Origin of the sequence: Mycobacterium sp. 050272 (assembly GCF_039023525.1) — a bacterium.
GTDB lineage: Bacteria > Actinomycetota > Actinomycetes > Mycobacteriales > Mycobacteriaceae > Mycobacterium.
The window spans coordinates 243,489-268,269 of record NZ_JBCHKV010000001.1 but is presented as its reverse complement, the minus strand read 5'-3'; the positions used below and the strand labels follow the sequence as shown (position 1 = coordinate 268,269).

The following is a 24,781-nucleotide window of genomic DNA, read 5'->3' as shown; positions in this document are numbered from 1 at the left end:
ATACATATCGGCGGCGAATGTCGGCTATTCCCCGGTGCGGGTCGCCGGAGATGTTCAGGCGCTTGCGCCTTCCTGGTGTGGCGAGAGACTCGCAACTCCGCGCATGGGGCGCCAGGTCCCGGCTCAGCTCGTCGTCGAGCTGGACAGCTTCGGGGTGTCGTGGGCGCCGAGGTTGGTCGCGGCGGTGATGATGGCGCGTTCGATCTGGCGAAGCGCGTGCACCGCGGTGAGGAAGCGCCGGGTGTCGGGATGCGGCCCGTCCTCGCCGTCTTGGTGGCGGGCCAGTGCCTCGGCGGCGTCAAGCGCATCGGTCGTCGAGTTGACCGTCACCGCGGTTGCCCCGTCGACGAGAGCGATCAGCGCGTCGATGTTGTGCCGGGTCTGATCGGCGGCGGCGGTGAAGGCGTCCGCGAGCCGCTGCGATCCAACGGGGTCCTGGTAGCGCTCGCTGCTGCGCGCAAGGCGTCGCCCATAGCGGTCGCACGCGCTGAAGATGCGCAGGCCACGCCGAATGCTGCGGCGCCCGGCAAGGCCGGCCACCCCGGCCAACAGCGGCTTGGCGGTGACCCGGAACTGCTGCAGGTTGCGGTCCAGCTGGCGTGCTTGCTCGGTCGGGCTGACGGCCTCGTCCTCACCGAACATCGTCGCGGTGGAGATCTCGATCAGCGAGTTCAACGCCTGCAGGAAGGTCCGAGTTTCGTCGCGGATCGCGGTTCTGGTGTTGGTCGGCAGCACCAGGATCGCCACCGCGACGCCGATCACCGCGCCGATCGCGGTCTCTTCGATTCGCAACATCAGTACGCCGAAAGAGAATTGGCCCATCAAGCCGTACAGCAGCGCCAGCATCGTGGTGATCCAGAAGGTCATCAGGCTGTAGGTGACCGTCATGAAATAGAAGGCGCAGAACAGACAGACGAAGATCGCGGCCAGCGATGCGGTCTTGTCGCCGGCGAACACCGTGGCTGCCAGCATGCCGCAGGGCACGCCGAGCAAGGTGCCGAACAGCCGCTGCCAGCCCTTGGTCAGGGTTTCGCCCCAGGAGTTGGTGCCGGCGAAGATCACGAACGCCGCGATCACTGCCCAGAACCATCGGGCCGGCGAAACCAACTCGCCGGTGATGATGGCCAATGACGCGGCGATCGTCACCTGAATGGCTTGCCGGGTGGTCTGCGACAGTCCGCTGTCGGCTGTGCCGGCGTCGTCGTCGTTCGCGTCGTCTTCGGGTTCGGGCGGCTCGGTGCTGCCGGGGCCGGCCACCGCGCCAGTGGTGGCGTGCTCGACGATTGCGCGGACTTCGGCAGTTGCGTTGGCGGCGTTGATGATTGCCAGCGCAAGGCGGCGCACCGCAAATTCGCCGGCATCGTCGTCGGCGGTGGGCCCGGGCTGCTGGTCGAGGATCCGTTGAGCGTGTTTCGCGGCCTCCTGCAGACCGCCGGGCGCGGGAATCCGGATCGCTCGCGCGAGTTCGTTCAGCGCCCCGACCAGTTCGAGGCGGGTGCCCTCCGGGATGGCGGCCGGATTTTCCGCGGCGACCGCTGTCACGGTCCGCCCGGCATTGGCGACCCATTCGATGGCGAGTTCGGCGTCGAACAACCACGGCGCCAGCTGCTGGCTGGTCACTCCCGGCCACAGGACGGCGGGATCGGCTTTATCCTCAATCTGGCTCTGCACCATCAGCGCGGTCTCGTTGAGCCGAATTGTGCGGGCCCGCATGTGGCGTCGTCGGCGTTCGTCGAGCCGGCCGGTCCGAACCACCTCGGCGGTGGTGTCGACCAGGATGGCCATCCGAGCACGCAGCGCCCGAATTGTGGCGCGCAGCACGCGTTCTGGCCGATCGGGCATGACGTAGGTGCTCATCACGAACGTACACACCGTTCCCACCACGACGGCGCCGATCATCCACGGCAACTCTGAAAGGCTTGCTCGCAGATACAAAGTGAAGAAAAAGGCCATGAACGCGACCATGCCGAGTGCTCGGCCGCGAGGTCCGAAGCGGCGGACGTAGACCGCGGCGAAGACGACCGCCACGAACACGACGTCGGCGGCCACCGGGTATGGCGCGAGCACCGCGGCGGCGGTGATGGACAGGGCGGCGGGCACTGGCAGCAGCGCCATCGTGATGCGCTGCTGGCGCGGGTCCGGTTCGTTGACGGATCGGGCCGCGATCATCGTGATGACGACGCCCAGCAACGCGACGGTCAGCGGCTGCCCCGTCGCCCGAGTCAGCACGAAAAGCATCCCCAGCGAGCAGGCCAGCGCGGCCGTCGTGCGCGACGCCATCCGCAGTCGCAACAGCCCAGGATCGGAGCCGATCCACCAGTTTCGCGCTCGCTCGTAGTGCTCCATCGTGGCTGCGCGCAGCCCGCTGGCAGCGTCGAGATTTCGGGTATCGCCGAGACCACGCTCGTGGCCCTCGCGCCCACCCGACACCCGTTACCGCCTCTCTGCTGCTCGCCCCATTTGCCGCGTCAACTGCGTGACTGCTTGCGACCAGGCTAGTCTTCGAACTCGTGACAGCGCCGACGCGGGCGAAACTGGCCGACGGCCGTGACCTGTTGTTCTTCGCATTGCCGGGGCACCCGCCGGAGCCGGTGGCCGACCGCAGACCCTTGCCGCAGCGCAACCCAGACCAGTCGCAGTTGCGGTTCGACCGCTCGACCGGGCAGTGGGTGATCATCGCCGCGCTGCGACAAGACCGCACCTACAAGCCGCCCGCCGACCAGTGCCCGCTGTGTCCGGGTCCCACCGGACTGACCAGCGAGGTGCCCGCGCCGGACTACGACGTCGTCGTCTTCGAGAACCGGTTCCCCAGCCTGTCCGGCGCCGGCCGGCCGCTGGGTGCACCCGCCGGCGACGGCTTCGTCTGCGCACCCGGCCACGGCCGCACCGAGGTGATCTGTTTTTCCAGTGACCACACCGGTTCGTTCGCCCAGCTACCGCCGGCGCACGCTCGGCTGGTGATCGACGCCTGGCGGCACCGCACCGCCGATATGTTGGCCACCCCGGGTATCGAGCAGGTCTTCTGCTTCGAGAATCGTGGCGAGGAAATCGGGGTCACGCTGAGCCACCCGCATGGGCAGATCTACGGCTACCCGTATCTGACGCCGCGCACCGCCACGATGCTGCAGCAGGCACGAGAGCATCGAAAGCGTCACGGCGACAACCTCTTTGCCGCCCTACTCGGGCATGAGGTCGCCGACGGCAGCCGCGTCGTCGCCCGCACCGAGCTGTTCACGGCGTTCGTACCGTTCGCGGCGCGCTGGCCGGTGGAGGTGCACATTTACCCGAACCGGTTCGTGCGCAACCTGCTCGACTTGACCGACGACGAGCTCGACGGATTCGCGCGGCTGTACCTCGACGTCCTCGGACGGTTCGACCGGATGTATTCGGCTCCGCTGCCTTATATTTCGGCACTGCATCAGTACGCCGAAACCGAGGCACAGGCGGACGGCTACTTCCACGTCGAGTTGATGTCGATCAGGCGCAGCGCGACCAAGCTCAAGTATCTGGCGGCCTCCGAGTCGGCGATGGGCGCGTTCATCGGCGACGTCATGCCCGAAAGCGTGGCCGAGCGTCTGCGTGAACTCGTATGACGGTCCGGTACGCGGCACCCGGCCGGATCAATCTGATCGGGGAGCACACCGACTACAACCTCGGATTCGCGCTGCCGATCGCACTTCCGCGGCGCACCACGGTGACCTTTACTCCTGACGGCGGTGACGCGATCACCGTGACCAGCGACCGCGCCGACGCCGCGGTGCGTATTCCGCTGACCACGGCCCCCGGCGATCTGGGCGGCTGGGCGAGTTACGTGGCCGGGGTGATGTGGGCGCTGGGCCAGGCGGGCCATCCGGTGCCGGGTGGGGCGATGTCGATCACCAGCGACGTGGAGATGGGGTCGGGCCTGTCGTCGTCGGCGGCCCTGGAGTGCGCGGTACTGGGCGCGATCACCTCGGTCGCCGGCGTCGCGCTCGACAGAAAAGACCAAGCCCGGCTGGCTCAGCGAGCTGAGAATGAATATGTCGGCGCCCCAACGGGTTTGCTCGATCAACTGTCCGCGGTGTTCGGGGAACCGTCGAGCGCGCTGCTGATCGACTTTCGCGATGTCACCGTTGAGACGGTGGCATTCGACCCCGATGCCCGCGGTGTCGCACTTCTCCTGATCGACTCCCGGGCGCGGCATCGGCATGCCGGCGGTGAATATGCGGCTCGGCGCGCGTCGTGCGAGCGGGCGGCCGCCGAGCTCGCGGTGTCGTCACTGCGCGAGGTCCAAGACCGTGGGCCCGCGGTGCTGGCCGGGGTAAGCGATCCCCTCGACGTGCGTCGGGCTCGTCATGTGCTGACGGAGAACCGGCGAGTTCTTGATTTCGTTGCCGCGCTGGGTGATTCGGATTTCATCGCGGCGGGCCGGCTGATGACCGAGTCACACGCGTCGATGCGCGACGATTTCGAAATCACCACCGGGCACCTGGATCTGATCGCCGACGCCGCGGTGCGCGCGGGTGCCCTGGGTGCCCGGATGACCGGCGGCGGGTTCGGGGGCTGCGTGATCGCGTTGGTGCCGACCGACCATGCTGAGGCGATCGGCGACGCGGTGCGACAGGCGGTGTCGGACGCCGGTTTCCAGCTACCGGCGATCACCCGAACCCGCGCGGCCGCGGGAGCCGGCGTTAGCTGAGGGCCTCGAGTGTGCGTGCTGGGCGCCCCTGGTGCACACTCGACGCCGTCGTTGCACACGCGAAGTCAGGACTGAACCGGGGTCAGCTTGACCGCGCCGAGGTGCATGCGGTCGACCGCCTCGCCGAACTCCTCGAGCGTCGGGATCCGCTGGTCGCGGAACTTCAGCCCGATCATCGTTTGCGCACGCCGCAGGCCATACGCCTCGGCGCAGCGCCGGTAGAGATCGGAGACGATCGCGCGGTCCCGGATCAGCTCGCCGTTCATCGCGGTCGACTTGCCGTCGTAGACCACCTGGGCGGGTGCACCGCCGCGGAAGTTCTGCTTCCACGGCGCACCGGTCAGCGCATACAGATCGTTGTCGATGACATGCGCGCTCACCGGAAGGGTGAAGGGGCGACCGGTCTTTCGGCCGGTGAAGCTCAGCACCATCAGCTGCTTGCGGGCCGGGCCGGCCAGCGGGGTGCGCAGCAGAAAACCCAGCATCGGGTTGATGAGTTTGAGCAGGAACGAGGGCGGATGCCCGGCATCGATCGCGTACGGCTCTTCTGCCATGCACACACCGTAAGGCCAATCGCTACGTTGAGCAGCCTTTTCCGCGCAGGATCGGGGCGAGCTGGGCCAGCGGAATGTGGGGCGCGACGGCACCGGGTGAAATCCCGCCGGGGCCGCGCTCGGCCGGCATGTAGAGGATGAGGTCTTCGCCGTCCAATGCCCAGGCCTGGTAGCCGTCGACCAGTGCGCCCTCGGGGTGGTCGGGTTCGAACTGCTCAACCTGCAACGGCAACCCATCCAGCGCCTGCTGCACATAGGGATGCGCGATGGGCGGGATCGCCGTCAGTGGATCCGTCCCGGGACAGAGCAGGTCGGCAAGTTGCAGCTGACGTTTCGCGTCGAAGGTGAACGTGGTGATCGCGGCACTGGGGTGGGGCATGCTGCTGAAGTACCAATCTGACTGGAATACCACCGTTCTCGTCATTCCCGCGTGCGTGAGAACCTGCGCGCGCAGGTTGGCGTCGCCCTTCCCGTTGGCATCCGTTTCGCCGTAGTCGGCGAAGAATTTCCGGATGAACGGTGTCAGCACCGGGCCGGTCGGTGGGTTGTCGACGAGATCGACGGGGTACGCGGCGGTCACCTCGAGGTGCGCGCCGTTGACGTCTCTGCTCACTTTGCATTGTTTTCCGTCCCATGCCCCGTGTACCTCGCCGCAGAGGGGATTGGGACGCGGGGTCGCGCTGGCGCCGGGGCTGCTCGGGCCCGGCTTCGCGCTATGGCAGCCGCACGCGAGCAGCGCTGCGGCTACGGCGATGGCGAGCCGGCGTCGTGGCATCGCCCCACTCTAGGGGCTCGGTCGTCGGCGACGGATTGGTCTGCGCTCGGCGTCGCGCCGGCCGGCATTTGCAAAAGATCTACGCGAAGGCAGGGTTATGCAGTAAGAGACAGCTATGAAGTCGCGAAGGATCCTCATCGCACTCGTTGCGGTGACGGCTGTCTTCATGACTTTTGTCGCGGCCGCCCCGCCCATCGCCTACGACGGTGAACCGGCGTTCGTCGCGAATCCGGTTGAGCATGTCGACACGCTTATCGGAACGGGCACCGGTGGCGAGACGGTGGGAGAGATCAACGACTTTCCCGGCGCGTCCGTGCCCTTCGGGATGGTGCAGTATTCGCCGGACACCGTCGACAACTACGCCGGCTACAACTACCACAATCCGCGCTCGACGGGGTTCAGCATGACCCACGCATCGGTGGGCTGTGCGGCATTCGGCGATATCTCAATGTTGCCGACCACCACGCGCCCCTACTCGCAACCGTGGAACGCCTGGGAGCGGATCGCCCACGATGACACGGAGCGGGGCGAGCCGGGTTACTACACGGTGCGATTTCCCGATACCGAAGTGAAGGCGGAACTTACCGCCACCACCCGCACCGGCGTGGGTCGATTCAGCTACCCGCACAACGGACGGCCGGCCGTGTTCCACGTACGCTCCGGTGCCTCGTTGGCCGGCAATTCCCGCGCGGCCATCCAAATCGGAGAAGACAACACCACCATCACCGGATGGGCGACCAGCGGTGGATTCTGTGGCAAGAACAACACGTACACAGTGTATTTCGCGATGAAGTTCAGCCAGCCGTTCACCTCCTACGGCACCTGGGACGGGTATGCGGTCTACCCGGGTTTGCGCGCTGCGGTTTCACCGTTTAGCGGAGGTTACGTCGAGTTCCCGGCCGGATCGGCGGTGCAGGTCCGCACCGCGATCTCCTACGTCGGCATCGACGGGGCGCGCGCCAACCTGGCCGCCGACGCAGCGGCGAGTTTCGACGAGGTACGTGCCGGGGCAAGCTCGCAGTGGAACGCGGCGTTGTCGTGTATTGCCGTGGCCGGCCGCAATACCGCCAACATCGACACGTTCTATACCTCGCTCTACCGATCTCTGTTGCATCCCAACACCTTCAATGACGCGGACGGGCGCTACATCGGATTCGACGGTTCGATCCATCAGGTCGCCGCGGGGCACACCCAGTATGCGAACTTCTCCGACTGGGACACCTACCGCAGCCTGGCGCCCCTGCAGGGACTGCTCTTTCCCAAGCAAGCCAGCGACATGGCGCAGTCACTCGTCAACGACGCCGAACAAAGCGGATCGCTGCCACGCTGGTCCTTCGCGAACGCGGCAACTGGTGAGATGAGTGGAGACAACGTGGTGCCGCTCATCGTCAATCTGTACACCTATGGCGCCAAAGACTTCGATACTCGAACGGCGTTGCGCTACATGGTGAATGCGGCGATTAACGGCGGCATCGGTCTCAACGGCTACGTGGAACGACCGGGCATCTCCACCTACCGCCAGCTCGGTTATGCGCCGTTCACCTACGAGTTTCACACCGACGGGTGGATCGCCGACGCGTCCATCACGCTCGAATGGTCGGTCGATGACTTCGCCATCTCCCGATTCGCAGACTCGCTCGGCGATGCTCCCATCGCGGCCCAATTCCAGAATCGGTCCCAGTACTGGCAGAACCTCTTCAATCCGACCACCCGTTACGTTTCTCCCCGCAACCAGATGGGCTTCTTCAGCGAAGGTCCCGGATTCGTAGATTCTCCTTCAGCTTTCGGTCAGATCGGGTACGACGAGGGCAACGCTGAGCAATACCTCTGGTGGGTACCGCACAACGTGGCCGGCCTGGTGACGGCGCTGGGCGGTCGCCAGACAGTGGCCAGCCGGCTCGACCGCTTCACCAGGAAACTCAACGAGGGGCCCAATGAGCCTTACCTGTGGGTCGGCAATGAGCCGGGCTTCGGGGTGCCGTGGCTCTACAACTACCTCGGTCAGCCGTGGAAGACTCAGCTCACCGTCGACCGGGTGCGCGGGCTGTTCGGGCCCACACCGGACGGTGCGCCCGGCAACGACGACCTGGGGGCGCTGTCCAGCTGGTATGTCTGGGCAGCGCTCGGCCTGTATCCGGAGACTCCCGGTACGCCGACCCTCACGCTCAACGCCCCGCTGTTCGATCGCATCGTAATCAGGCTTCCGGCAGGCAATTCCATCCGGATATCCGCGCCGGGGGCGTCCGGACCCAACCACCTGAAATACATCAGCAGCCTGACCGTCGACGGCAAGCCCACCGACCGCACCTTTGTTCCCGATTCGATCGTCCGTACCGGCGGCGATCTGGTGTTCTCGTTGGCCGTCCACCCGGACATGGATTGGGGTGTCGATAACGACTCGGCGCCACCGTCGTTCGGCGTGGGCAGTTCGGCGATGACTCTGAGCGCGCCGCGTCCTGTCGTCACGATTGCACCCGGAGGGACGGCCGGCGTCAACGTCGACGCCCAACGAATGGTCGACGATGTCGGCGGCTACCGCCTCGCCGGGGTCTCCACTACCGATGGGATCACCACGACACCGGTGTCGGGTCAGTTCGCCGCAGACGGGTCATCGGCGGTTACCGTCCCCATCGCGGTGGCGCGATCGGTGCCCGAGGGCTATCACTTCGTTTACCTCACCGCCATCGTGGGCGAAAGTGTCCGGCGGGCAACGGTGCTCGTGATGGTGCGTTCCGAAAGCGACGAATTCTGAGCGTGTCCCTACACCATGTCGTTGTCGGCGAGCCAGCGCATCACCGGCCAGCCGATGAACACCGGTACCCAGCAGGTCAGCACCCGGTACAGCAGCACCGACGGGACCCCGACGGCGGCCGGTACCCCGAAGGCCGCCAGCCCACCGATCAGGGCCGCCTCGACGGCGCCCACACCGCCGGGTGTCGGGGCGGCTGAGGCGAGCGTGCCGCCGACCATCGTCACGACGGTGCAGGTGACGAACGTCGCGCCGCCGCCGAAGGCCTGCACGCTGGTCCACAGCGCCAGTGCTGCGCCGAGAGTTGTTCCCGCACAACCGATTACGATCAGCGAGAGCCTCCGAGGTTCACGGACCAGCTCGACGAGATCCTCGGCCACCTCCTGCAGCCGCGGGCGCACCGCCGTCGATAGCCAGCTGCGGAGTTTGGGCACGAACAAGAACGTCCCGATGATCCCCAGCGCCACACCCGCGAGCAGATAGAGCACCGTGGCATCCGGAACGAAATGCGAAAGGTCCATCGACGCGCCCGCCACGGTGCTGAACAAGATCAGCAACACCAGGTGCATGATCACCTGCACCGATTGCTGCAATGCCACCGCGGCGGTGGCCCGCATCACGGAAAGGCCACCCTTCTGCAAGATCCGGGTGCTCAGCGCCAGGCCGCCCACCCCGGCCGGGGTGGTGGTCGCGGCAAAGGTGTTGGCCACCTGAGCGATGGACAGCTTCCAGAAGTTCACCGTGCCGTCCGTGCACGCCCACAAGGCCGCTGCCGCACCCACGTACGTCGACGCCGAGATGAGCAGCCCCAGCAGCGCCCACCACCAGTTCGCCGTTCGCAGTTCGGAAAAGAACGTCGGCACGGTGCTGATGAAGGGGTATGCGACATAGACCAGCGCGCCGAGCAGGACCAACTGGATGACCTGGCTCCGGGTGAACCGGGTGATGGTTTCCTTCTTGATCTGATCCGCACCGGTCTGGGACTTGACTTCGGCGCGGGCGGCCGAGATGACGGCGGACGCATCGCCGACCGACTTGCGCACGCGTTTGGGCACGGCGGATTTGGTGAGCCGACGTGACGCGGTCAAGATGGCGTCCTTACCGAAGGTGTCGATCGCCGCGCGCACCGCCGACTTCGCGTCGTAGAGCGCCGTCGTCGTCACCAGAAGCTGTGCCAGATCGGACTGCAGCTGTGCGTCGGTGGCACCGTATTCGGCGTTGCCGAACCCGCCGAACAGCACCTTGCCGTCCTCGACCGTGATCTCGTGGCAGCGCAGGTCGCCGTGCGAGATCTGATAATCGTGCAATTTTCGCAGCGATTCCCATACCCGCGACACCGGCGTGGTCTTGGTGCATTCGTCGAGTGCGATCCCCCGAACGGGCTTGTGCGCGTACAACGTCCAGCCCCGGTCCAGGGCCGCGAAGGCGATCGTCGACGTGTTCGCCACGCCTGCTTCGCCGATCGCGATGGCCATCAACGCGCGATGCTCGACGGCGCGGCTCATCGAGGCTTGGAAGGGCGCGGTCTCCGCGTCGCGCAGCCGCAGCTTGCGCCACAGCTCGCGCAGTGCGCCGCCGCTGCGCTGGTGCGGGCCGTACAACTCGATTGCCGCCGTCGAGTCCGGATCCCCGGAATCGGTCGACAGCACCAGCGGACCCGGCCCGGCGGGGCGGACCACCATCAACCGCGACACGACGAACCCGCGCTTGGCCATCGCTCGCACCGCGGCCGCCAGCGGGACTTCCAGCGCCGGCGTTCCGACGGCCAGCACCACCAGCGCTCCGACGAACCATCCCACCGCCAGCCCCACCAGGGATCGGGCCGGCACGATCGCGCTGATCAACAGGTGAATCGGGACGAACGCGAGCAGCAGCGCCCACCACCAGTGCCGCCAGCGCGCGGGCAGCCAGGGACCGGAAACCGTCAGCACCGCGGCCAGCATCGCGATCCAGCGCGGATCGTCGAGGAACTGCGCCGGCAGCGTACTCAGCCGATCCGAGACATCGAAGTGCCACCGGGGTGCGGCGAGACGGTTGCTGCTGATCGACAACGGCAGTGCCGCCAGAATCGCGGCAGCCCCGTAGGCGCCCAACAGCTTCCATTGGCGGGCGACGACCAGGCCAATCAGGATCATGAACGGCAGCGCCAAAATCGCGAATCCGTACAGCAGGTAAACCACATCGGCCTGGGTAGGCGACAAGACCCCGACGATCCGCGAGATGGATTTCTCCAGCAGAATCCAGCGGCTGCGGGTGACCAGCGAACCAGTGATCACCGTTGCGAGAAAAGCGGTGGCCAGGATCAGCCGCAGAATGTCATTGGTGCGCCGATTGACCGGTTGCAGCAAGCTGCCAGAGACGCTGATGTCGCGCCCGTCAACTCGCATGTCAGGATCCTTCGGATCGGGGCCACGCCGTTAGCCGCCCGCCGACAACTTAACCGGATACCTTCGGGCAAGCGTGCATGAACCTGACGGAAAGCTTGTTCACCTGCAGGTAAACGGTAGCGGGCGGCCAAGCCGGGCACAGCCTGCGGACAGCTTGCTCGCGTAGGGTCGCCGAAGGCGGGATTCAACCGGGAGGACGTGAGCGTGGCCAGGACCGATAACGACAGCTGGGAGATCACCGAGAGCGTGGGGGCGACGGCGCTGGGCGTCGCGGCGTCCCGTGCGGCGGAGACCGAGAGCGACGACCCGCTGATCCGCGACCCGTTCGCGCGGGTGTTCCTCGACGCGGCCGGCGACGGGGTGTGGAACTGGTACTCCGCTGCCCAGTTACCCGACGAGCTGCGCGAAACCGAACCCAATCTGGCTCAGCAAATGAAGGCGATGGTCGGCTACATGGCCTCCCGGACTGCCTTTTTCGATGCGTTCTTCGTCGATGCCACCACGGCGGGCATTTCCCAGGCCGTGATCCTGGCGGCCGGCCTGGACTCGCGGTCCTGGCGGTTGCCGTGGCCGGACGGCATCACGGTCTACGAACTCGACCAGCCCAAAGTGCTGGACTTCAAGGCGTCGACGTTGGCCGAGCACGGGGCCGAGCCCGCCTGCAACCGGGTCGCGGTCCCGGTGGACTTGCGCCAGGATTGGCCGACGGCGTTGCGGGAGGCCGGTTTTGACGCATCGAGGCCGAGCGTCTGGTCGGCCGAGGGGCTGATGCCCTATCTGCCGGCCGCGGCCCAGGAGCTTTTGTTCGAACGCGTGCAGGCGCTGACCGTCCCGGGCAGCCGGGTAGGCGTGGAGGCGTTGGGGCCGAAGTTTCTCGATCCCGAAGCCCGGACGCGCCGGCGGGCACGGATGGACCGCGTCCGCGAGGTGTTCGCGAAAGTCGACCCGCAGCGCCAGGTCCCTACCACCGACGAACTGTGGTATTTCGAGGAGCGCGAAGACGTGGGCCAGTGGTTCGGCCGCCACGGCTGGGACGTCACGGTGACGCCGTCGCTGGACCTGATGGCCGGCTATGGCCGCCGGCCGGCGCCAGAGGTCGAGAACGACGTGCCCGGGAACCTGTTCGTGGCCGCGCAGCGCTCGGGGGCGTGATTCGCGGCGCGATCTCATCAGCCCTACAGCGGTTGTTCGTGTCGATGTAACGGCTGGTTAGACCTTCATGGCGAATGCTGTGGGCGGGTCCGACGCCTTCGTTGGAATCGGTCGGAAGGCCACGCGCCGACAGGAGAAGCCATGAGCATTGCCAAGGTCGCACCCGATGCCATCATCGCGGGCAAGGCAATCGAAATAGCCTTTTCGGGACGGTTTGGGTTTGGTATCTACCGCTGGGCCTATCTGCCGTTCGAGGTACCACCGGGTGTGCAACAAATTCGGGTGACCACCTCGCATGACTCCGGCATCGGCGGGCCGGCGCGAAATGTGTTGGACCTGGGAATGTTTGGGGCCGCGGGCCACGAATTGGGCAATGCCGCCGGATTCCGGGGCTGGTCGGGCGGGGCTCGCGAGGAGTTCATGATCTCCAGCGCCTATGCCACGCCCGGGTACCTGGCAGGTCCGATCGAACCGGGCGAGTGGGCGGTGGCGCTGGGCCCGGTGGTCCTCAGCCCGTGGGGGATGGCCTGGCAGGTGAGGGTCGCCTTGGACTATCAGCCGCCGGTCGGGCCGCCGGCGACGCAGAGCACATCGACGGCGTTCACACCCGCCTCCGTCGGAGCGCGCTGGTACCGGGGTGATCTGCATCTGCACACCGAGCACTCCGACGGCGAGCGCGATCCCGCTGAACTGGTGTCGGCCGCGCACGCCGGCGGGCTCGATTTCATCGTCTCCACCGAGCACAACACCAATTCGGCCAACCGGGTATGGCCCACCTGCCGCACCGGATCGCTGTTGGTCATTCCCGGCGTTGAGGTCACCACACGCCATGGACACTGGCTCGCAGCGGGCCTGCCCCCGGGCGGTTGGGTCGACTGGCGATACGGGCCGAGCGATGGGGTGTTCGGCCGCTTCGCGGCCGAGGTGCGCCAGGCCGGCGGCTTGGTGGTCGCCGCTCATCCCGCCGCGCCACTGCCGGGCTCGGCGTGGGAATTCGGCTTCGCCGACGTGGACGCGCTAGAGGTGTGGAACGGCCGCTGGAACGTCGATGATGAAGTCTCCCTGCGTATTTGGCAACGGCTCTTGCGACAGGGCCGACGCATCGTCGCCGTCGGTGGTAGCGACTCGCACGCCAAACGGCAAGTGGTCGGCGCCCCGCAGACCGCCGTGCACGCCGACGAACTGTCGATGACGGCGATCATCGACGGGCTGCGCCGGGGCCGCTCGTACATCGCGGGATCACGCGATGTCGCATGCGAGCTGACCGCGTCCGGTCCGAGCGGCGACGTGGCCGGGCCCGGGCAGCGGTTGCGGGTGCCGGCCGGTGACGCGGTCACGGTCACCGCGGTCATCAGTGGCGCTCCCGGCACCACCGCCGCCCTGATCACCGCGGCGGGCTGCGCCGGCCGGGCGCCGGTAGCCTCGGCGGGGAGCAGGCTGCAGTGGGAGCTCGACGCCGCGTCCGCGCGTTTTGCCCGGCTCGAAGTCCGCGACGGGCGGCGGGGCCGGCTCGGCGCGATGGTCGCCTTGACGAATCCGGTGTGGCTAGCCTGAGAAGAGGCCAAGCACAGCGGCATTCGCGGCATCGGCGCGCGCTGAGGAGAGGAACGAGATGGAAACCTGGGACGCGATCTGTGCGCGACGCAATGTCCGCCAGTACCAACCGCAACCGGTGCCGGACGACGACCTGAATAGGATCGTCGAGGCCGGATGGCGGGCACCGTCGGCGAAAAATCGCCAACCGTGGGACTTTGTGATCGTCACCGACCCGGTGCAGCTGAAGGAGCTGTCCACGGTCTGGCGCGGTGCCGGTCATATCGCGTCGGCCCCGGCCGCGATCGTGCTGGTGGTTCCGGTGCCGCCGGACGAGCGTCGGCTGGTGACCGACAACTACGACGTCGGCCAGGCGACGATGGCGATGATGATCGCGGCCACCGACCTGGGCATCGGCACCGGCCATTCGTCGGTGGGGGACCAGGAGAAGGCGCGCTCGATCCTGGGCGTTCCGGACGACTATCTGGTGGCTTTCATGCTCGGCGTCGGATATCCGGCCGATCGTCCGATTGCTCCGATCCGCAAGCCGGACCGGCGCCCGTTCGACGAAGTCGTCCACCGCGGACGCTGGTGAGGGCGGGCATCGTGGCAGCGGACATGGAGCTGGCGCGCCAGCATCGCGGCGAATACGGATACGACGGGTCTTTTCACAACGTCTCGCCGGTAGCGCAGGTGGCCGGCGTGGTCGGTATCTCCACCGCCCTGTTCGCGGGCGCCGGAGTAGCCCTGGCCCGCGGTAACCGGCTGGCGGCGGTACTCGGCGCAGCCTCGGCGGTTGAGGTTCTCGCGACCGCCGCGTCGTATATCTACGCCACCAGGAGCGGCAAGTTCGTGGTGTGGGAGCGGATACTCGACGAGTTGGGGCTGCAAGGCGACGAAACCGTGCTCGATCTCGGGTGTGGGCGCGGCGCGGTGTTGCTGGCCGCGGCCAAGCGGGTGCCGCGGGGCCGTGCGATAGGTGTCGACCTATGGCGGGCGGACCAGACCAAGAATTCGCAACAGTCCACGCTGTCCAACGCGGATCTGGAAAGCGTCGCCGACCGCGTCGAGGTGCGGACCGCCGACATGACCGCGCTGCCGTTAGCCGACGAGAGCGTCGACGCGATCGTCAGCAGTTTGGCCATCCACAACATCGCGACTCACGAGGGCCGGCGAAAGGCGCTGCAAGAGGCGATTCGGGTGCTGCGTCCGGGTGGTCGACTCGCGATCGCCGACCTGTGGGAAACGAACCGCCATGCCGGCTACTTGCGTCGACTGGGCTGGCACGACGTGCGGCGGCGCAATCTCGGATGGCGGATGTGGTACGGCGGCCCCTGGTTCGCGACGCGCGTGGTCACCGCGACCAAGCCCGGCTGATTACCGACTCAGGATCTCGTCGTAGTCGACGAGCAGATGCCGCGGGCCGCGGAACACCTGGCTGATGCGATAAGGCGGTGGATCTTCAACCAGCCGTGGACCTTTCACCCGGCGCAGGAAAGCCTCGAATGCGGTGTTCACCTCGAGCCGGGCCAGCGGGCCACCGAAACACACGTGAATGCCGCGGCCCCAACCCACGTGCTCGTTGTCGGGCCGCCGCGGGTCGAACGTGTTGGGGTCGGAGAAGCGGCGCGGATCCCGGTTGGCGGCGCCGTACATCAGATAGATGGGCGCACCTTTGGGGATCGTCGTGCCGGCGATGTCGATGTCGGCCAGCGCCGAACGGGTCGGGAAGAATTGCACCGACGACTGCAGTCGCAGCACTTCTTCGATGGCACCGGGAATCAATTCCGGCTTGTCGCAGAGCAATTCGATTGACCACGGGTTGCGCAGCACGGTGAGAATGCAATGCGAGATCAGATTGACCGTTGAGTCGTGACCGGCGACGAACAACAGGATGGTGTTGTTGACGATCGCACTCGTCGACATCTGGCCGTCCGGTCCGTCATCGTGGACCAACTGCGAAATCATACCGGGCCCAGGGGACTTCGCGGCCTTCTCGACCAGCCCGACGATGTAATCGTTGAGTTCGGCGTCGGCGGCTTCACCCTTGGCGCGCCGGGCCTGCCCCTCCTCGGTTTGGATGTCGGGGCCGAGATCGAAGATGCCGGAAGCGATGTCGGTGACCCACGCGTGAAACTGGGGTTCGTCTTCGACAGGTATGCCCATGATGCGGCAGATCACATTGACCGGCAACGGATAAGCGAAATCGTCGACCACATCCATCCGGGTCTTACCCGTTGCCTTGTCGAGCATTTCGTTGACGAGCTGTTGGCAAAACAGCTCTTGGCCCGGGATCAGGTCCGGCGCGGCCGGTGGCCCGAAAAATCGCATGCACTGGCGGCGCGCCCGGTCATGCTCGGGCGGGTCCTGCGCGATGAAGCTCGGCTCCCGGCCGTAGCCCCCGGTGATTTCGGAGGCCATCTCGGCCGCCGGCTCGTCCGCGCCCAGCCGGTTGCGGCCGACGGCCGCCGGGCGTCCCTTGCGCAGGTCGGAACTCACCCGCGGGTCGTGGGCCAGCGCCATCAGCTCCTCGTACCCGGTGACCGCGTAGATGCCATTGGTCACCCGCACCACCGGCGTCTTGCGCAGCTCGTCGAAGTACGGATAGGGATTCGCGCGGTTTTCGTGCCGCATCGCGGCGTCGAATGCTTCCTCGGGAGTCATGCGCAGGTCCTCACTCATCGCTGCCGGGGCCGGAATTCCGCGCGCCGTTCGCTGGGGTCGTGTCCCGTCAACACCACGTCGGGGGTCTCGGTCGGCACGCCGCGCGCGGGAAAGTCGGCCGGCATCACCCGCATGTTCTCCGGGAAGTCGAAACCCGGCGGATGCGGCGGGAACGGTCCCGAGCGCGCGATCTGGTCGCGGTAGAAGTCGATCCATTTCGCGTGGTTGAAGGTGACCGCGCCGACGATGCGTCCGCGGCGGCCGTAGGCCGCGGCAAACCGGCGCGCTCTGACCGAGCCCTGGGTGAAGACGATCTCGTCGCCGAATGACGGCACGCCGACGGATTTGATGTTGACGCCGAATTGGGCCGACCAGAACTGCGGGACCAGCAGGTGCGCCCAGCGATCGACCTCGTCGCAGACCATGTTGTGTGCCGCGACCCGCGCGCCCAGCACGGCGTTGTCCCAATGCTCCATCGCCAGGAACTCATAGTCGTAAAGGACATGCGGAGCCCGGGCGATGTCGCCGGCCACGAAGATGCGGTTGGTGACCACGGCGTTGATGTCGAACGCGCGGCACCCGGCGTCGCATCCCACGCCCCAGAACCCGGCCGCTAACCCGGCACCCTCGAGCCACTCGACATTGCGGATCGAGCCCAGCGACGTCAGCACCACGTCGACGTCGAGCGTGCTGCCATCGGAGAGCCGGGCGCGCCGTACCCGCCCTTCGGCATCCCCGTCCAGCGCGAGCACCGACACCCCAGTGCGCAGGTCCACCCCTGCGTCGCGCTGCATCTCGGCAGCGATCGCGCCGATCACGCCGCCCAGCGGACCGCTCAGCGGCGCCGGACCCCGCTCGGTGACCGTGACCTCCAGGCCGAGTTCGCGGCAGACCGAGGCGGCCTCCGATCCGATGAACCCCGAACCGATGATCAGCACGCGGCGTGGGCGGGCGGCCAACGCGGCCTGCACTCGGGCGGCGTCGGCCCTGGTGCGCAGCGTGTAGACGCCTTGCAGCGCGGCCTCGTCCGGGTTGGGCCACCGCCGCGACCGCACACCCGTGGCGATCAGCAGACTGTCACCCGATATCTCACTGCCGTCGGCAAGGCGGACCACCTGGTTGGCCCGGTCCAGGCCGGTCGCGGCCACGCCGAGGCGCCAGTGGGCATCCACCGCACGCAGCCGCGGCAGCTTGGTGTGATCGGCTGCCACCCAGCCCTTGAGGACCTGCTTGGACAACGGCGGCCGGTCGTACGGCTCGTCCGGCTCGTCGCCGACGATAGTCAGCTCACCCCGAAAACCCTCTTCGCGCAGCGCTTCGGCGGCACGCAGTCCGGCCAGTGAGGCGCCGACGATGACGATGCGTCCGGTGTCCTTGAAGTCCTTCGGATTCACGGCCGGCCACTATTGCCCGTCGAGCTTGTCGACGATGATCGCCTGCACCGGGCAGGCGGCCGCCGCCCGCAGCACCCGCTGGCGGTGATCGTCGTCGGGGTTGGGGTCGTAGCTGAGGGCTTCTTCCCCGTTGAGCTTGAGCACCTCCGGGGCCAGCGGTACGCAGTGCGCGTACCCCAGACAACGGTTGAGGTCGACCACGATCCGCATAGCGCCTCCGATCCCCCGGGGCCCAAGATCCGACGCCTGGCAGCGTACCTCTCCCAGGTGAGGCCAATCACGGTGTTTGCGTAACCCTTTCGCGGGGACGCGTCGCATATCGCTGCGCTGTGAAGTCTTCTTCGCGGCTCGTGGCGACAGGACGGCTAGTGCATGCTGGGTTCATGAACAGAAACGAGATCACCGAACAGATCGTCGTTGCCCGACTGACGAAGGGCCTCACGTGGCAGGAGCTGGCCGACGCGATCGATCGGCCGCTGCTGTGGACCACGTCGGCGCTGCTCGGCCAGCATCCGATTCCGCCGGAGCTGGGCAAGGTGCTGGTCGAGATGCTGGGTCTCGAGGAGTCGGCGGTACCGGTGCTGGCCGCCCCGCCGCTGCGCGGGGGACAGGGCGCCTTCGCAAACGGCGCAGTGCCGACCGACCCCACCATCTACCGGTTCTACGAAGCGCTTCAGGTGTACGGCGGTGCCATCAAGGAAGTCATCCACGAGCAGTTCGGTGACGGCATCATGAGCGCGATCAACTTCAGCGTCGACCTGCAGCGCAAGCCGCACCCCGCCGGCGATCGCGTCGTCGTGACTTTCGACGGCAAATACCTTGCCTACGACTGGGTTTCGGCGCAAGGCGAGTGATGGCGAGCCGGCAGTCGAAATCCGCTGATCTCGTTCTCTCCGGCGGGGGCGTCAAGTTCATCGGTCTGGTGGGCGCCATCGTCGCCCTGATGGACGCGGGCTATACGTTCCCGCGGGTATCGGGCGTGTCGGCCGGATCGGTGGTCGGTGCGATTCTGGCGGCCGCGTCCAAGGACGACCAGCTGACGAGCGAAGAGGTCAAGGAGCTCGCACTGTCTGCGCCGCTGAGCAAGTGGCGCGACTCGGGACCCGTCCCGATTCTCGGTGCTGCATGGGGACTTGTCAGGGACACCAGCATGTTTCGGGGTGACGCCGCCTACGACTGGATTCGCGGGGAGCTGAAGAACCTGGGCGTCACCTACTTCGGAGATCTGCTCCTCGACGAGCACACGATGCCCGAGAAGCCGCGTCACAGGCTGGTCGTTACCGTCGCCGACGTGACCGCGGCGCAGTTGGTGCGGCTGCCTTGGGACTACCGACGGCTCTACGGGCTGGACCCGAATGAGCAGTTGGTCGCCGACGCCGTGCGCGCGTCGATGGCGATCCCGTTCTTTTACCCCCCGGTCAAGCTGCGCAGCGTCACCGGGGCAACGTCCACCCTCGTCGACGGCGGGGTGCTGTCGAACTTTCCGATCGACACGTTTGACCGCTTTGACGGAAAAGTGCCGCGGTGGCCGACATTCGGCGTCACCGTCTTGCCCCGGCTGAACGAGGGTTTCAGCGCGGTGATGCCCGCGCTGAAACCGCTGCGGCTTTTCGAACAGACGTCGTTGCTGGAAGGCCTGCTCACCACGATGCTGACCGGCCACGATCAGACCCACCTCAACCAGCCGTGGGTCGCAGCCCGCGCGATCCCGGTCGAGTCGACCGATGTGGGCGTCCTTGACTTCGATATCGCCGCGGATCGCCTCGAGGCGCTGTATCAGAAGGGCTACGAAGCGGCGCAGGAGTTCTTGCTGACGTGGGACTGGGCGGCGTACCTCAAACGGTTCCGCTGGGCCGTCTGACGCTGTGGTCTCAGGGTGAAGTGACGGCCGCTCGCCGCGGTGCCACACTCTGCGGTGGAGGAGGCGACTGGAGGGGAGGCGGTTGCCCGGGCAATCGCATCGCCTCCTCCCTACAGACCGAATTCGGCTTCGATGCCGTCGATTCCGGCGCGCAGCGCCTTGAGCGTGTCGGCGCGGGCACGCAATTTCGTTGCGGCGTGCGCGTGCTGGTGCAGGCCGGCGAATTCCTTCGCGGCTTCCTCGGCGCGGCTGACCACCATCTCGGGCAACACGATCTCGTCGACAAAGCCTGCGGCAAGGGCGGTTTCACCGAAGAAGGTCTTGGCCAGCCCGGTGGCTTGTTGATACGCCGAACGCGTCAGCCGCAGCTTCATGATCTCCAGCGCGGCGTAGGGGATCGTCATGCCGATCTTGACCTCGTTGGCCTGGATGTTGTAGGCGTGGGCGGCGATCCGGTGATCGCCGGAAGCCAACAGGAACGAGCCCATCGCGATGGCGTGCCCGGTGCAGGCGATCACCACCGGCTTGGGGTAGGACAACAGCCGGTAGGACAGCTCGAAGCCGCCCCTGAGCATGTCGATCGCGGGCTGCGTCTCGCCGGAGGTCAGGATCTTCAGGTCGAATCCGCCGCTGAATACCCGCTCGTTACCGGTGATCACCAGCGCGCCGACGTTGTCGCTGTCGGCCCGGTCGATCGCCTCGTTGAGGGCCGCCTGCATGGTCGGGCCCAGCGCGTTGACCTTGCCGTCGTCCATCCTGATGGTCGCGACGGTGTCGTTGAGGCTGTAGGTGACCGGACCACTCATGCGTTACTCCTTCGGACGTGGACGCTCAGACGTGCTCGCCGCGGTGTTTACCGAGGTCGTCTTGGGAGTTGCCCCAGCGCAGTCCCACATCGGTGGGTGCATCGAGCTGACGGGCTCGCCAGCGATCCTGAGTTTCGGCCACTGCGCTGTTGATTCGGTCGATCTCGGTGCGGAACACGTCGGCGCGCGTTTCCTTGCTCGCGTAGTGGAAGTAGGTCAACAGGCTGCGTAACAGTTCCAGTTTCTGCTTTTCCCGCTTGGCCAGGTCGTGCGTGGTCATCAACTCGATGCGCTGCACCGGTGGCAAGGCATCCCAGTCCAGCACCACGTTGGTCTCCAGCGGCTGGCGCTCGCGCTCCCAGAACCGCCACCCGCGCGGCTTGTCGGGGCGGTCGTAGTAGACGACCTTCCCGGTGAAGCGAGACTCGATGCCGCCACCGATTTCGCCGCGGTCCAGTGCGGAATCCCAGACCATCCGCCACTCCTGGCCGGGCGCGAGTACCGGCAATTCGCTGGGCAACTGCAATTCGACCACTTCGGCATAGCCGTCGGTGGAATTCTCGTATTCGGCCACCGTCGGCGGACTCGAGAATGAAAAGCGGATGTCGTAGGCGGCGGTACGGCCGAAATTGCGGACGACCAGCTCGATCACGTGCCAGTCCGCGGCGTGCGGCTCCATCAGCATGCCCACATGGGGCCGGGTCTGCTCGGCGGCCAGTCGGCGGTTGCGGCTGATCTGGTGGTTGGCGAAGATCAGGGCGATCACGCCGAGCGCAATCGCCGCCCACGCCGCCCACGCCAACCAGGTGCTGGACTCAACATCGGTGACCCCGTGCCAGCTGCCCTGGATCCACCCCATGGAATCCATCCCTCCGCTTATATCACAGCGATATGCACCCGAAATTCTGCTGGCCCGACTGCGGAATCGCAATGACCGTGGCTATTACTCAGCCGCCCATCAACATTCGCCACTGATCGAGGTTGTTGGCGCGATACACGTAGTTGGAACGCTTGACCTCGGCCAGCGACGCGCTGGGGTCGGTGGAATACCAGTGCCCCGGGAAAACGGTCGGGTCACCGGGCAGCGCCGCCAGCTGCTGCAGGCTGCGATACATCTCATCGGAGTCGCCGCCGGGAAAGTCGGTTCGTCCGCAGCCGTCCAGGAAGAGCGTGTCCCCGGCGACCAGCCGGCCGTCCAGCAGGAAGCACTGACTACCCGGCGTATGGCCCGGGGTGTGCAGCAGCTCGATCTCGATAGCGCCGATGCTGATCTTGTCGCCGTGCTCATGCGGGGTCAGGTCGTCGACACCAATCCCGGTAACCCGCGAAACCCACAGTGCCTCGTGGGTATTCACATGCACCGGCACACTGGTCCGCTCCAAGAGGTCGGCCAGGCCGTTGAGCTCGAAGCCCATCATCGAGCCGCCGACGTGGTCCGGGTGATGGTGGGTGACCAGGACACCGGACAGGTGCATACCGTCGGCTTCGGCCGCGTCGACCAGCTCGCCGGCGGCATAGGCCGGGTCGACCACCACACAGTCGCCGGTCTGACGGTCGCCGATCAGATACGCGAAATTGCGCATTTGGGCGGCCATCATGTCGCCGGCGGCGAAGTCGCGACCGGAGAGCAGTTGCCGGAAATACAGTCGGTCCGCGGACGAATCTGTCACCGCATCAGACTATGACCCGGCGAACCGACCTGGCATTTCGGGCGCATCACAGCTCGTCAACCGCGCTTTCGCCGGACGGTTCGGCTGGTGCCGCGTGGGTATTGTTGCTCCATGTTGAAGAAGGTCGAGATGGAGATCGACGACGATCTGGTCCAGGAGGCAATCCGTCGTTATCACGTGGCCGATGCGCGCGAGGCCGTCCACCTCGCGTTGCGGACGCTGCTCGACTCGGACGCCCACGGCGACCAGGACGACATTTACGACGAATTCAGCGACCTCAGCGCGTGGCAGCCGAAGCGCAACAGCGCAGAGGACTGACCGTCTGCGGCGTGGTTTGGTGCCGTCGCGCGTCGCGCTGTACCCTCTTTTAGGCCCGAGGCAAGACTGTTCGCTACGGGTTCCAGGCCCCCTTAGCTCAGTCGGTAGAGCGTTTCCATGGTAAGGAAAAGGTCAACGGTTCGATTCCGTTAGGGGGCTCGGCGGACGCCGAACAGGCGGACGGCGCGTACCAGAGGCGATGTAGCTCAGTCGGTTAGAGCGAACGACTCATAATCGTTAGGTCGCCGGTTCGAGTCCGGCCATCGCTACAACACAACAACGTGACGTGTGAAAGAGAATTGAAATGGCTTCCAGTACCGATGTGCGGCCGAAGATCACTTTGGCCTGCGAGGTGTGCAAACACCGCAACTACATCACCAAGAAGAACCGGCGAAACGACCCGGACCGGCTGGAGCTGAAGAAGTTCTGCCCGAACTGCGGCAAGCACCAGGCACACCGCGAGACGCGCTAATCATCTCTAGCCGTTTAGACGAAATTGACCAGGTAGGTTTTGAAGCCGTGCCGTTGACCAAAGACCTAGTCGGGATGCATTACCGCTATCCCGACTACTACGAGGTGGAGCGGGAGAAAATCCGCGAGTACGCGGTCGCCGTGCAGAACAACGACGCGTACTTCTCCCAGGAGGAGGCCGCTGCCGAGCTCGGCTATAAGGGGCTGCTGGCGCCGTTGACGTTCTGCTGCGTGTTCGGCTACCAGGCGCAGTCGGCGTTCTTCAAGCACGCCAACATCGCGGTCACCGATGCGCAGATCGTCCAGGTGGACCAGGTGCTCAAGTATTTCAAGCCGCTGGTGGCGGGCGACCGGCTGTACTGCGACGTGTACGTGGACTCGATGCGCATTTCGCACGGCACGCAGATCGTCGTGACCAAGAACATCATCACCGACGAGGCCGGTGACATCGTGCAGGAGACCTACACGACCCTGGCGGGCCGTGCCGGTGAGAACGGAGAAGAGGGATTTTCTGATGCCACTGCGTGAGTTCAGCTCGGTGAAGGTGGGCGACCAGCTTCCGGAAAAGACCTACCCGCTGACGCGCCAGGATCTGGTGAACTACGCGGGAGTTTCGGGGGACTTGAACCCGATCCACTGGGACGACGAGATCGCCAAGGTCGTCGGGCTGGACACCGCGATCGCGCACGGCATGCTCACGATGGGCATCGGCGGCGGGTATGTCACCTCGTGGGTCGGGGACCCCGGTGCGGTCACCGAGTACAACGTGCGGTTCACGGCCGTGGTGCCGGTGCCCAACGACGGCAAGGGCGCCGAGCTGGTATTCAGCGGCCGGGTGAAGTCGGCGGACCCGGAGACGAAGTCGGTGACCATCGCGATCAGCGCCACCACCGGCGGTAAGAAGATCTTCGGACGGGCAATCGCGTCGGCCAAGTTGGCGTAACCCATGGCGCTCAAGACTGATATCCGCGGGATGATCTGGCGGTATCCGGACTACTTCGTGGTGGGCCGCGAGCAGGTTCGGGAGTTCGCCCGGGCCATCAAGAACGATCACCCGGCCTTCTTCGAGGAGGCCGCGGCGGCCGAACTCGGTTACGACTCGATCCTCGCGCCGCTGACCCTCGTCACGATCTTCGCCAAGTACGTGCAGCTGGATTTCTTCCGGCACGTCGACCTGGGCATGGAGAGCTTGGTGATCGTCCAGGTCGAGCAGCGCTTCGTGTTCAACAGGCCGATCCAGGCCGGCGACAAGCTGTGGGGGCGGATGGACGTCGAGTCGGTCAACGAGCGATTCGGCGCCGACATCGTAGTCACCAAGAACATCTGCACCGACGACAACGGCGAGGTCGTGATGGAGGCCTACACGACGTTGATGGGGCAGTACCGGGAAGAATCGAACGACGACGATCCGGTCAAGCTCAGATGGGACCACGAATCCGGGCAGGTCGTCAGAACCGCGTAATTAGTATCTGACTCCCGTGCCGATGTACACTCGGACCTCGGGGTTTTCCCATTACAGCGCGCTGTCCACAGGTTCGGCGATCACCGAACGGAGAGCGCGCGTGTCATGTAGGCCCCGGAAGGTAAGCGCAGGTTGGCCTGCCAACCGCGAAGGGGCGTAGCTCAACTGGCAGAGCAGCGGTCTCCAAAACCGCAGGTTGCAGGTTCAAGTCCTGTCGCCCCTGCACAAGGCGAACGTCCGACGACGACGCAGGCCCTATCGGCCTGCGGAGGAGTTGGACAATGGGAAACGTGCCATGCTGGACACT

At 66.2% G+C, this 24,781-nt stretch carries 24 protein-coding genes and 3 tRNA genes; 17 read left to right on the top strand and 10 right to left on the bottom strand.

Annotated elements, in window-relative coordinates; all coding sequences use genetic code 11:
- Positions 1 to 123: 123 nt before the first annotated feature.
- Positions 124 to 2,346, bottom strand: coding sequence for an FUSC family protein (locus AAHS21_RS01305; protein WP_342926527.1), 2,223 nt, complete (start codon positions 2,344 to 2,346; stop codon positions 124 to 126).
- A 134-nt stretch (positions 2,347 to 2,480) separates the two neighbouring features.
- On the opposite strand from AAHS21_RS01305, the gene galT reads away from it, so the two are divergent.
- Together galT and AAHS21_RS01295 are read left to right on the top strand one after the other, a co-directional pair.
- Positions 2,481 to 3,593: a galactose-1-phosphate uridylyltransferase gene (galT, locus tag AAHS21_RS01300; RefSeq protein WP_342926526.1), complete on the top strand. Its 1,113-nt coding sequence runs from the start codon at positions 2,481 to 2,483 to the stop codon at positions 3,591 to 3,593.
- A complete protein-coding gene (locus AAHS21_RS01295; protein WP_342925924.1) occupies positions 3,590 to 4,678 on the top strand; it encodes a galactokinase in 1,089 nt (362 codons plus the stop codon). The genes galT and AAHS21_RS01295 overlap by 4 nt, the downstream gene beginning before the upstream one ends.
- A gap of 65 nt (positions 4,679 to 4,743) precedes the next feature.
- Here the strand turns inward: AAHS21_RS01295 and AAHS21_RS01290 are convergent, their stop codons facing one another.
- Together AAHS21_RS01290 and AAHS21_RS01285 are read right to left on the bottom strand one after the other, a co-directional pair.
- A complete protein-coding gene (locus AAHS21_RS01290; RefSeq protein ID WP_342925923.1) occupies positions 4,744 to 5,232 on the bottom strand; it encodes a hypothetical protein in 489 nt (162 codons plus the stop codon).
- Between the two features lie 22 nt (positions 5,233 to 5,254).
- Complete coding sequence (locus tag AAHS21_RS01285) at positions 5,255 to 5,845, bottom strand: hypothetical protein (RefSeq protein ID WP_342925922.1); 591 nt, start codon at positions 5,843 to 5,845, stop codon at positions 5,255 to 5,257.
- Between the two features lie 277 nt (positions 5,846 to 6,122).
- On the opposite strand from AAHS21_RS01285, the gene AAHS21_RS01280 reads away from it, so the two are divergent.
- A complete protein-coding gene (locus tag AAHS21_RS01280) occupies positions 6,123 to 8,759 on the top strand; it encodes a GH92 family glycosyl hydrolase (RefSeq protein WP_342925921.1) in 2,637 nt (878 codons plus the stop codon).
- A gap of 8 nt (positions 8,760 to 8,767) precedes the next feature.
- Here AAHS21_RS01280 and AAHS21_RS01275 read toward each other — a convergent pair whose 3' ends face one another.
- Entirely contained in the window at positions 8,768 to 11,143 is a 2,376-nt protein-coding gene (locus AAHS21_RS01275) for a flippase-like domain-containing protein (RefSeq protein WP_342925920.1), read from the bottom strand.
- Positions 11,144 to 11,347: 204 nt separating this feature from the next.
- On the opposite strand from AAHS21_RS01275, the gene AAHS21_RS01270 reads away from it, so the two are divergent.
- The 4 genes from AAHS21_RS01270 (at position 11,348) to AAHS21_RS01255 (ending at position 15,205) form a co-directional block, all read left to right on the top strand.
- Entirely contained in the window at positions 11,348 to 12,295 is a 948-nt protein-coding gene (locus tag AAHS21_RS01270; protein WP_342925919.1) for a class I SAM-dependent methyltransferase, read from the top strand.
- Between the two features lie 141 nt (positions 12,296 to 12,436).
- Complete coding sequence (locus AAHS21_RS01265) at positions 12,437 to 13,849, top strand: CehA/McbA family metallohydrolase (RefSeq protein WP_342925918.1); 1,413 nt, start codon at positions 12,437 to 12,439, stop codon at positions 13,847 to 13,849.
- Positions 13,850 to 13,907: 58 nt separating this feature from the next.
- A complete protein-coding gene (locus AAHS21_RS01260) occupies positions 13,908 to 14,423 on the top strand; it encodes a nitroreductase family protein (RefSeq protein ID WP_342925917.1) in 516 nt (171 codons plus the stop codon).
- 23 nt (positions 14,424 to 14,446) lie between these two features.
- Positions 14,447 to 15,205, top strand: a complete 759-nt coding sequence (locus tag AAHS21_RS01255) for a class I SAM-dependent methyltransferase (RefSeq protein WP_342926525.1) — start codon at positions 14,447 to 14,449, stop codon at positions 15,203 to 15,205.
- On the opposite strand, the gene AAHS21_RS01250 is transcribed toward AAHS21_RS01255, so the two are convergent.
- From AAHS21_RS01250 to AAHS21_RS01240, 3 genes are read right to left on the bottom strand one after another with little or no spacing between them, the layout of a single operon-like run.
- Entirely contained in the window at positions 15,206 to 16,492 is a 1,287-nt protein-coding gene (locus tag AAHS21_RS01250; RefSeq protein ID WP_342925916.1) for a cytochrome P450, read from the bottom strand.
- Positions 16,493 to 16,506: 14 nt separating this feature from the next.
- Positions 16,507 to 17,886 (bottom strand): FAD/NAD(P)-binding oxidoreductase, encoded by a 1,380-nt coding sequence (locus AAHS21_RS01245; protein WP_342925915.1) that lies wholly within the window; start codon positions 17,884 to 17,886, stop codon positions 16,507 to 16,509.
- 9 nt (positions 17,887 to 17,895) lie between these two features.
- The gene (locus tag AAHS21_RS01240; protein ID WP_342925914.1) at positions 17,896 to 18,096 is read right to left on the bottom strand and encodes a ferredoxin; all 201 of its coding nucleotides are present in this window, start codon (positions 18,094 to 18,096) and stop codon (positions 17,896 to 17,898) included.
- Positions 18,097 to 18,269: 173 nt separating this feature from the next.
- Between AAHS21_RS01240 and cynS the strand changes: the two genes are divergently transcribed.
- Both cynS and AAHS21_RS01230 read left to right on the top strand, forming a co-directional pair.
- On the top strand, positions 18,270 to 18,740 hold the full coding sequence (gene cynS / locus AAHS21_RS01235; protein WP_342925913.1) for a cyanase: 471 nt from the start codon (positions 18,270 to 18,272) through the stop codon (positions 18,738 to 18,740).
- Complete coding sequence (locus AAHS21_RS01230; protein ID WP_342925912.1) at positions 18,740 to 19,747, top strand: patatin-like phospholipase family protein; 1,008 nt, start codon at positions 18,740 to 18,742, stop codon at positions 19,745 to 19,747. The genes cynS and AAHS21_RS01230 overlap by 1 nt, the downstream gene beginning before the upstream one ends.
- 110 nt (positions 19,748 to 19,857) lie before the next feature.
- Here the strand turns inward: AAHS21_RS01230 and AAHS21_RS01225 are convergent, their stop codons facing one another.
- From AAHS21_RS01225 to AAHS21_RS01215, 3 genes are all read right to left on the bottom strand, one after another.
- Entirely contained in the window at positions 19,858 to 20,553 is a 696-nt protein-coding gene (locus tag AAHS21_RS01225) for a crotonase/enoyl-CoA hydratase family protein (RefSeq protein WP_342925911.1), read from the bottom strand.
- A gap of 25 nt (positions 20,554 to 20,578) precedes the next feature.
- Positions 20,579 to 21,421 carry a hypothetical protein gene (locus tag AAHS21_RS01220; RefSeq protein ID WP_342925910.1) on the bottom strand — a complete coding sequence of 281 codons (843 nt, stop codon included), beginning with the start codon at positions 21,419 to 21,421 and terminating at the stop codon, positions 20,579 to 20,581.
- 79 nt (positions 21,422 to 21,500) lie between these two features.
- Positions 21,501 to 22,223 (bottom strand): MBL fold metallo-hydrolase, encoded by a 723-nt coding sequence (locus tag AAHS21_RS01215; protein WP_342925909.1) that lies wholly within the window; start codon positions 22,221 to 22,223, stop codon positions 21,501 to 21,503.
- A 111-nt stretch (positions 22,224 to 22,334) separates the two neighbouring features.
- Between AAHS21_RS01215 and AAHS21_RS01210 the strand changes: the two genes are divergently transcribed.
- The 8 genes from AAHS21_RS01210 to AAHS21_RS01175 all read left to right on the top strand — a co-directional run bounded on the left by AAHS21_RS01210 (position 22,335) and on the right by AAHS21_RS01175 (position 24,697).
- Positions 22,335 to 22,541, top strand: a complete 207-nt coding sequence (locus AAHS21_RS01210; RefSeq protein ID WP_342925908.1) for a type II toxin-antitoxin system VapB family antitoxin — start codon at positions 22,335 to 22,337, stop codon at positions 22,539 to 22,541.
- Positions 22,542 to 22,627: 86 nt separating this feature from the next.
- Positions 22,628 to 22,700 (top strand) — tRNA-Thr (locus AAHS21_RS01205).
- Positions 22,701 to 22,736: 36 nt separating this feature from the next.
- Positions 22,737 to 22,810, top strand: a tRNA-Met gene (locus AAHS21_RS01200).
- Positions 22,811 to 22,845: 35 nt separating this feature from the next.
- Positions 22,846 to 23,013 (top strand): 50S ribosomal protein L33, encoded by a 168-nt coding sequence (gene rpmG, locus AAHS21_RS01195; RefSeq protein WP_003898538.1) that lies wholly within the window; start codon positions 22,846 to 22,848, stop codon positions 23,011 to 23,013.
- A 47-nt stretch (positions 23,014 to 23,060) separates the two neighbouring features.
- Positions 23,061 to 23,540 (top strand): (3R)-hydroxyacyl-ACP dehydratase subunit HadA, encoded by a 480-nt coding sequence (gene hadA, locus AAHS21_RS01190; RefSeq protein ID WP_096284671.1) that lies wholly within the window; start codon positions 23,061 to 23,063, stop codon positions 23,538 to 23,540.
- The gene (gene hadB / locus AAHS21_RS01185) at positions 23,527 to 23,955 is read left to right on the top strand and encodes a (3R)-hydroxyacyl-ACP dehydratase subunit HadB (protein ID WP_096284673.1); all 429 of its coding nucleotides are present in this window, start codon (positions 23,527 to 23,529) and stop codon (positions 23,953 to 23,955) included. Before hadA ends, hadB begins: the two co-directional genes overlap by 14 nt.
- A gap of 3 nt (positions 23,956 to 23,958) precedes the next feature.
- Positions 23,959 to 24,474, top strand: a complete 516-nt coding sequence (gene hadC, locus AAHS21_RS01180) for a (3R)-hydroxyacyl-ACP dehydratase subunit HadC (RefSeq protein WP_342925907.1) — start codon at positions 23,959 to 23,961, stop codon at positions 24,472 to 24,474.
- Positions 24,475 to 24,624: 150 nt separating this feature from the next.
- Positions 24,625 to 24,697, top strand: a tRNA-Trp gene (locus AAHS21_RS01175).
- Positions 24,698 to 24,781: the final 84 nt, after the last annotated feature.

Coding starts and splice junctions, on each gene's coding strand:
- AAHS21_RS01305 (WP_342926527.1), bottom strand. CDS start 2,346: ATGGAGCACTACGAGCGAGCGCGAAACTGGTGGATCGGCTCCGATCCT.
- AAHS21_RS01295 (WP_342925924.1), top strand. CDS start 3,590: ATGACGGTCCGGTACGCGGCACCCGGCCGGATCAATCTGATCGGGGAG.
- AAHS21_RS01290 (WP_342925923.1), bottom strand. CDS start 5,232: ATGGCAGAAGAGCCGTACGCGATCGATGCCGGGCATCCGCCCTCGTTC.
- AAHS21_RS01280 (WP_342925921.1), top strand. CDS start 6,123: ATGAAGTCGCGAAGGATCCTCATCGCACTCGTTGCGGTGACGGCTGTC.
- AAHS21_RS01275 (WP_342925920.1), bottom strand. CDS start 11,143: ATGCGAGTTGACGGGCGCGACATCAGCGTCTCTGGCAGCTTGCTGCAA.
- AAHS21_RS01265 (WP_342925918.1), top strand. CDS start 12,437: ATGAGCATTGCCAAGGTCGCACCCGATGCCATCATCGCGGGCAAGGCA.
- AAHS21_RS01260 (WP_342925917.1), top strand. CDS start 13,908: ATGGAAACCTGGGACGCGATCTGTGCGCGACGCAATGTCCGCCAGTAC.
- AAHS21_RS01255 (WP_342926525.1), top strand. CDS start 14,447: ATGGAGCTGGCGCGCCAGCATCGCGGCGAATACGGATACGACGGGTCT.
- AAHS21_RS01250 (WP_342925916.1), bottom strand. CDS start 16,492: ATGACTCCCGAGGAAGCATTCGACGCCGCGATGCGGCACGAAAACCGC.
- AAHS21_RS01240 (WP_342925914.1), bottom strand. CDS start 18,096: ATGCGGATCGTGGTCGACCTCAACCGTTGTCTGGGGTACGCGCACTGC.
- cynS (WP_342925913.1), top strand. CDS start 18,270: ATGAACAGAAACGAGATCACCGAACAGATCGTCGTTGCCCGACTGACG.
- AAHS21_RS01230 (WP_342925912.1), top strand. CDS start 18,740: ATGGCGAGCCGGCAGTCGAAATCCGCTGATCTCGTTCTCTCCGGCGGG.
- AAHS21_RS01225 (WP_342925911.1), bottom strand. CDS start 20,553: ATGAGTGGTCCGGTCACCTACAGCCTCAACGACACCGTCGCGACCATC.
- AAHS21_RS01220 (WP_342925910.1), bottom strand. CDS start 21,421: ATGGATTCCATGGGGTGGATCCAGGGCAGCTGGCACGGGGTCACCGAT.
- AAHS21_RS01210 (WP_342925908.1), top strand. CDS start 22,335: ATGTTGAAGAAGGTCGAGATGGAGATCGACGACGATCTGGTCCAGGAG.
- rpmG (WP_003898538.1), top strand. CDS start 22,846: ATGGCTTCCAGTACCGATGTGCGGCCGAAGATCACTTTGGCCTGCGAG.
- hadB (WP_096284673.1), top strand. CDS start 23,527: ATGCCACTGCGTGAGTTCAGCTCGGTGAAGGTGGGCGACCAGCTTCCG.
- hadC (WP_342925907.1), top strand. CDS start 23,959: ATGGCGCTCAAGACTGATATCCGCGGGATGATCTGGCGGTATCCGGAC.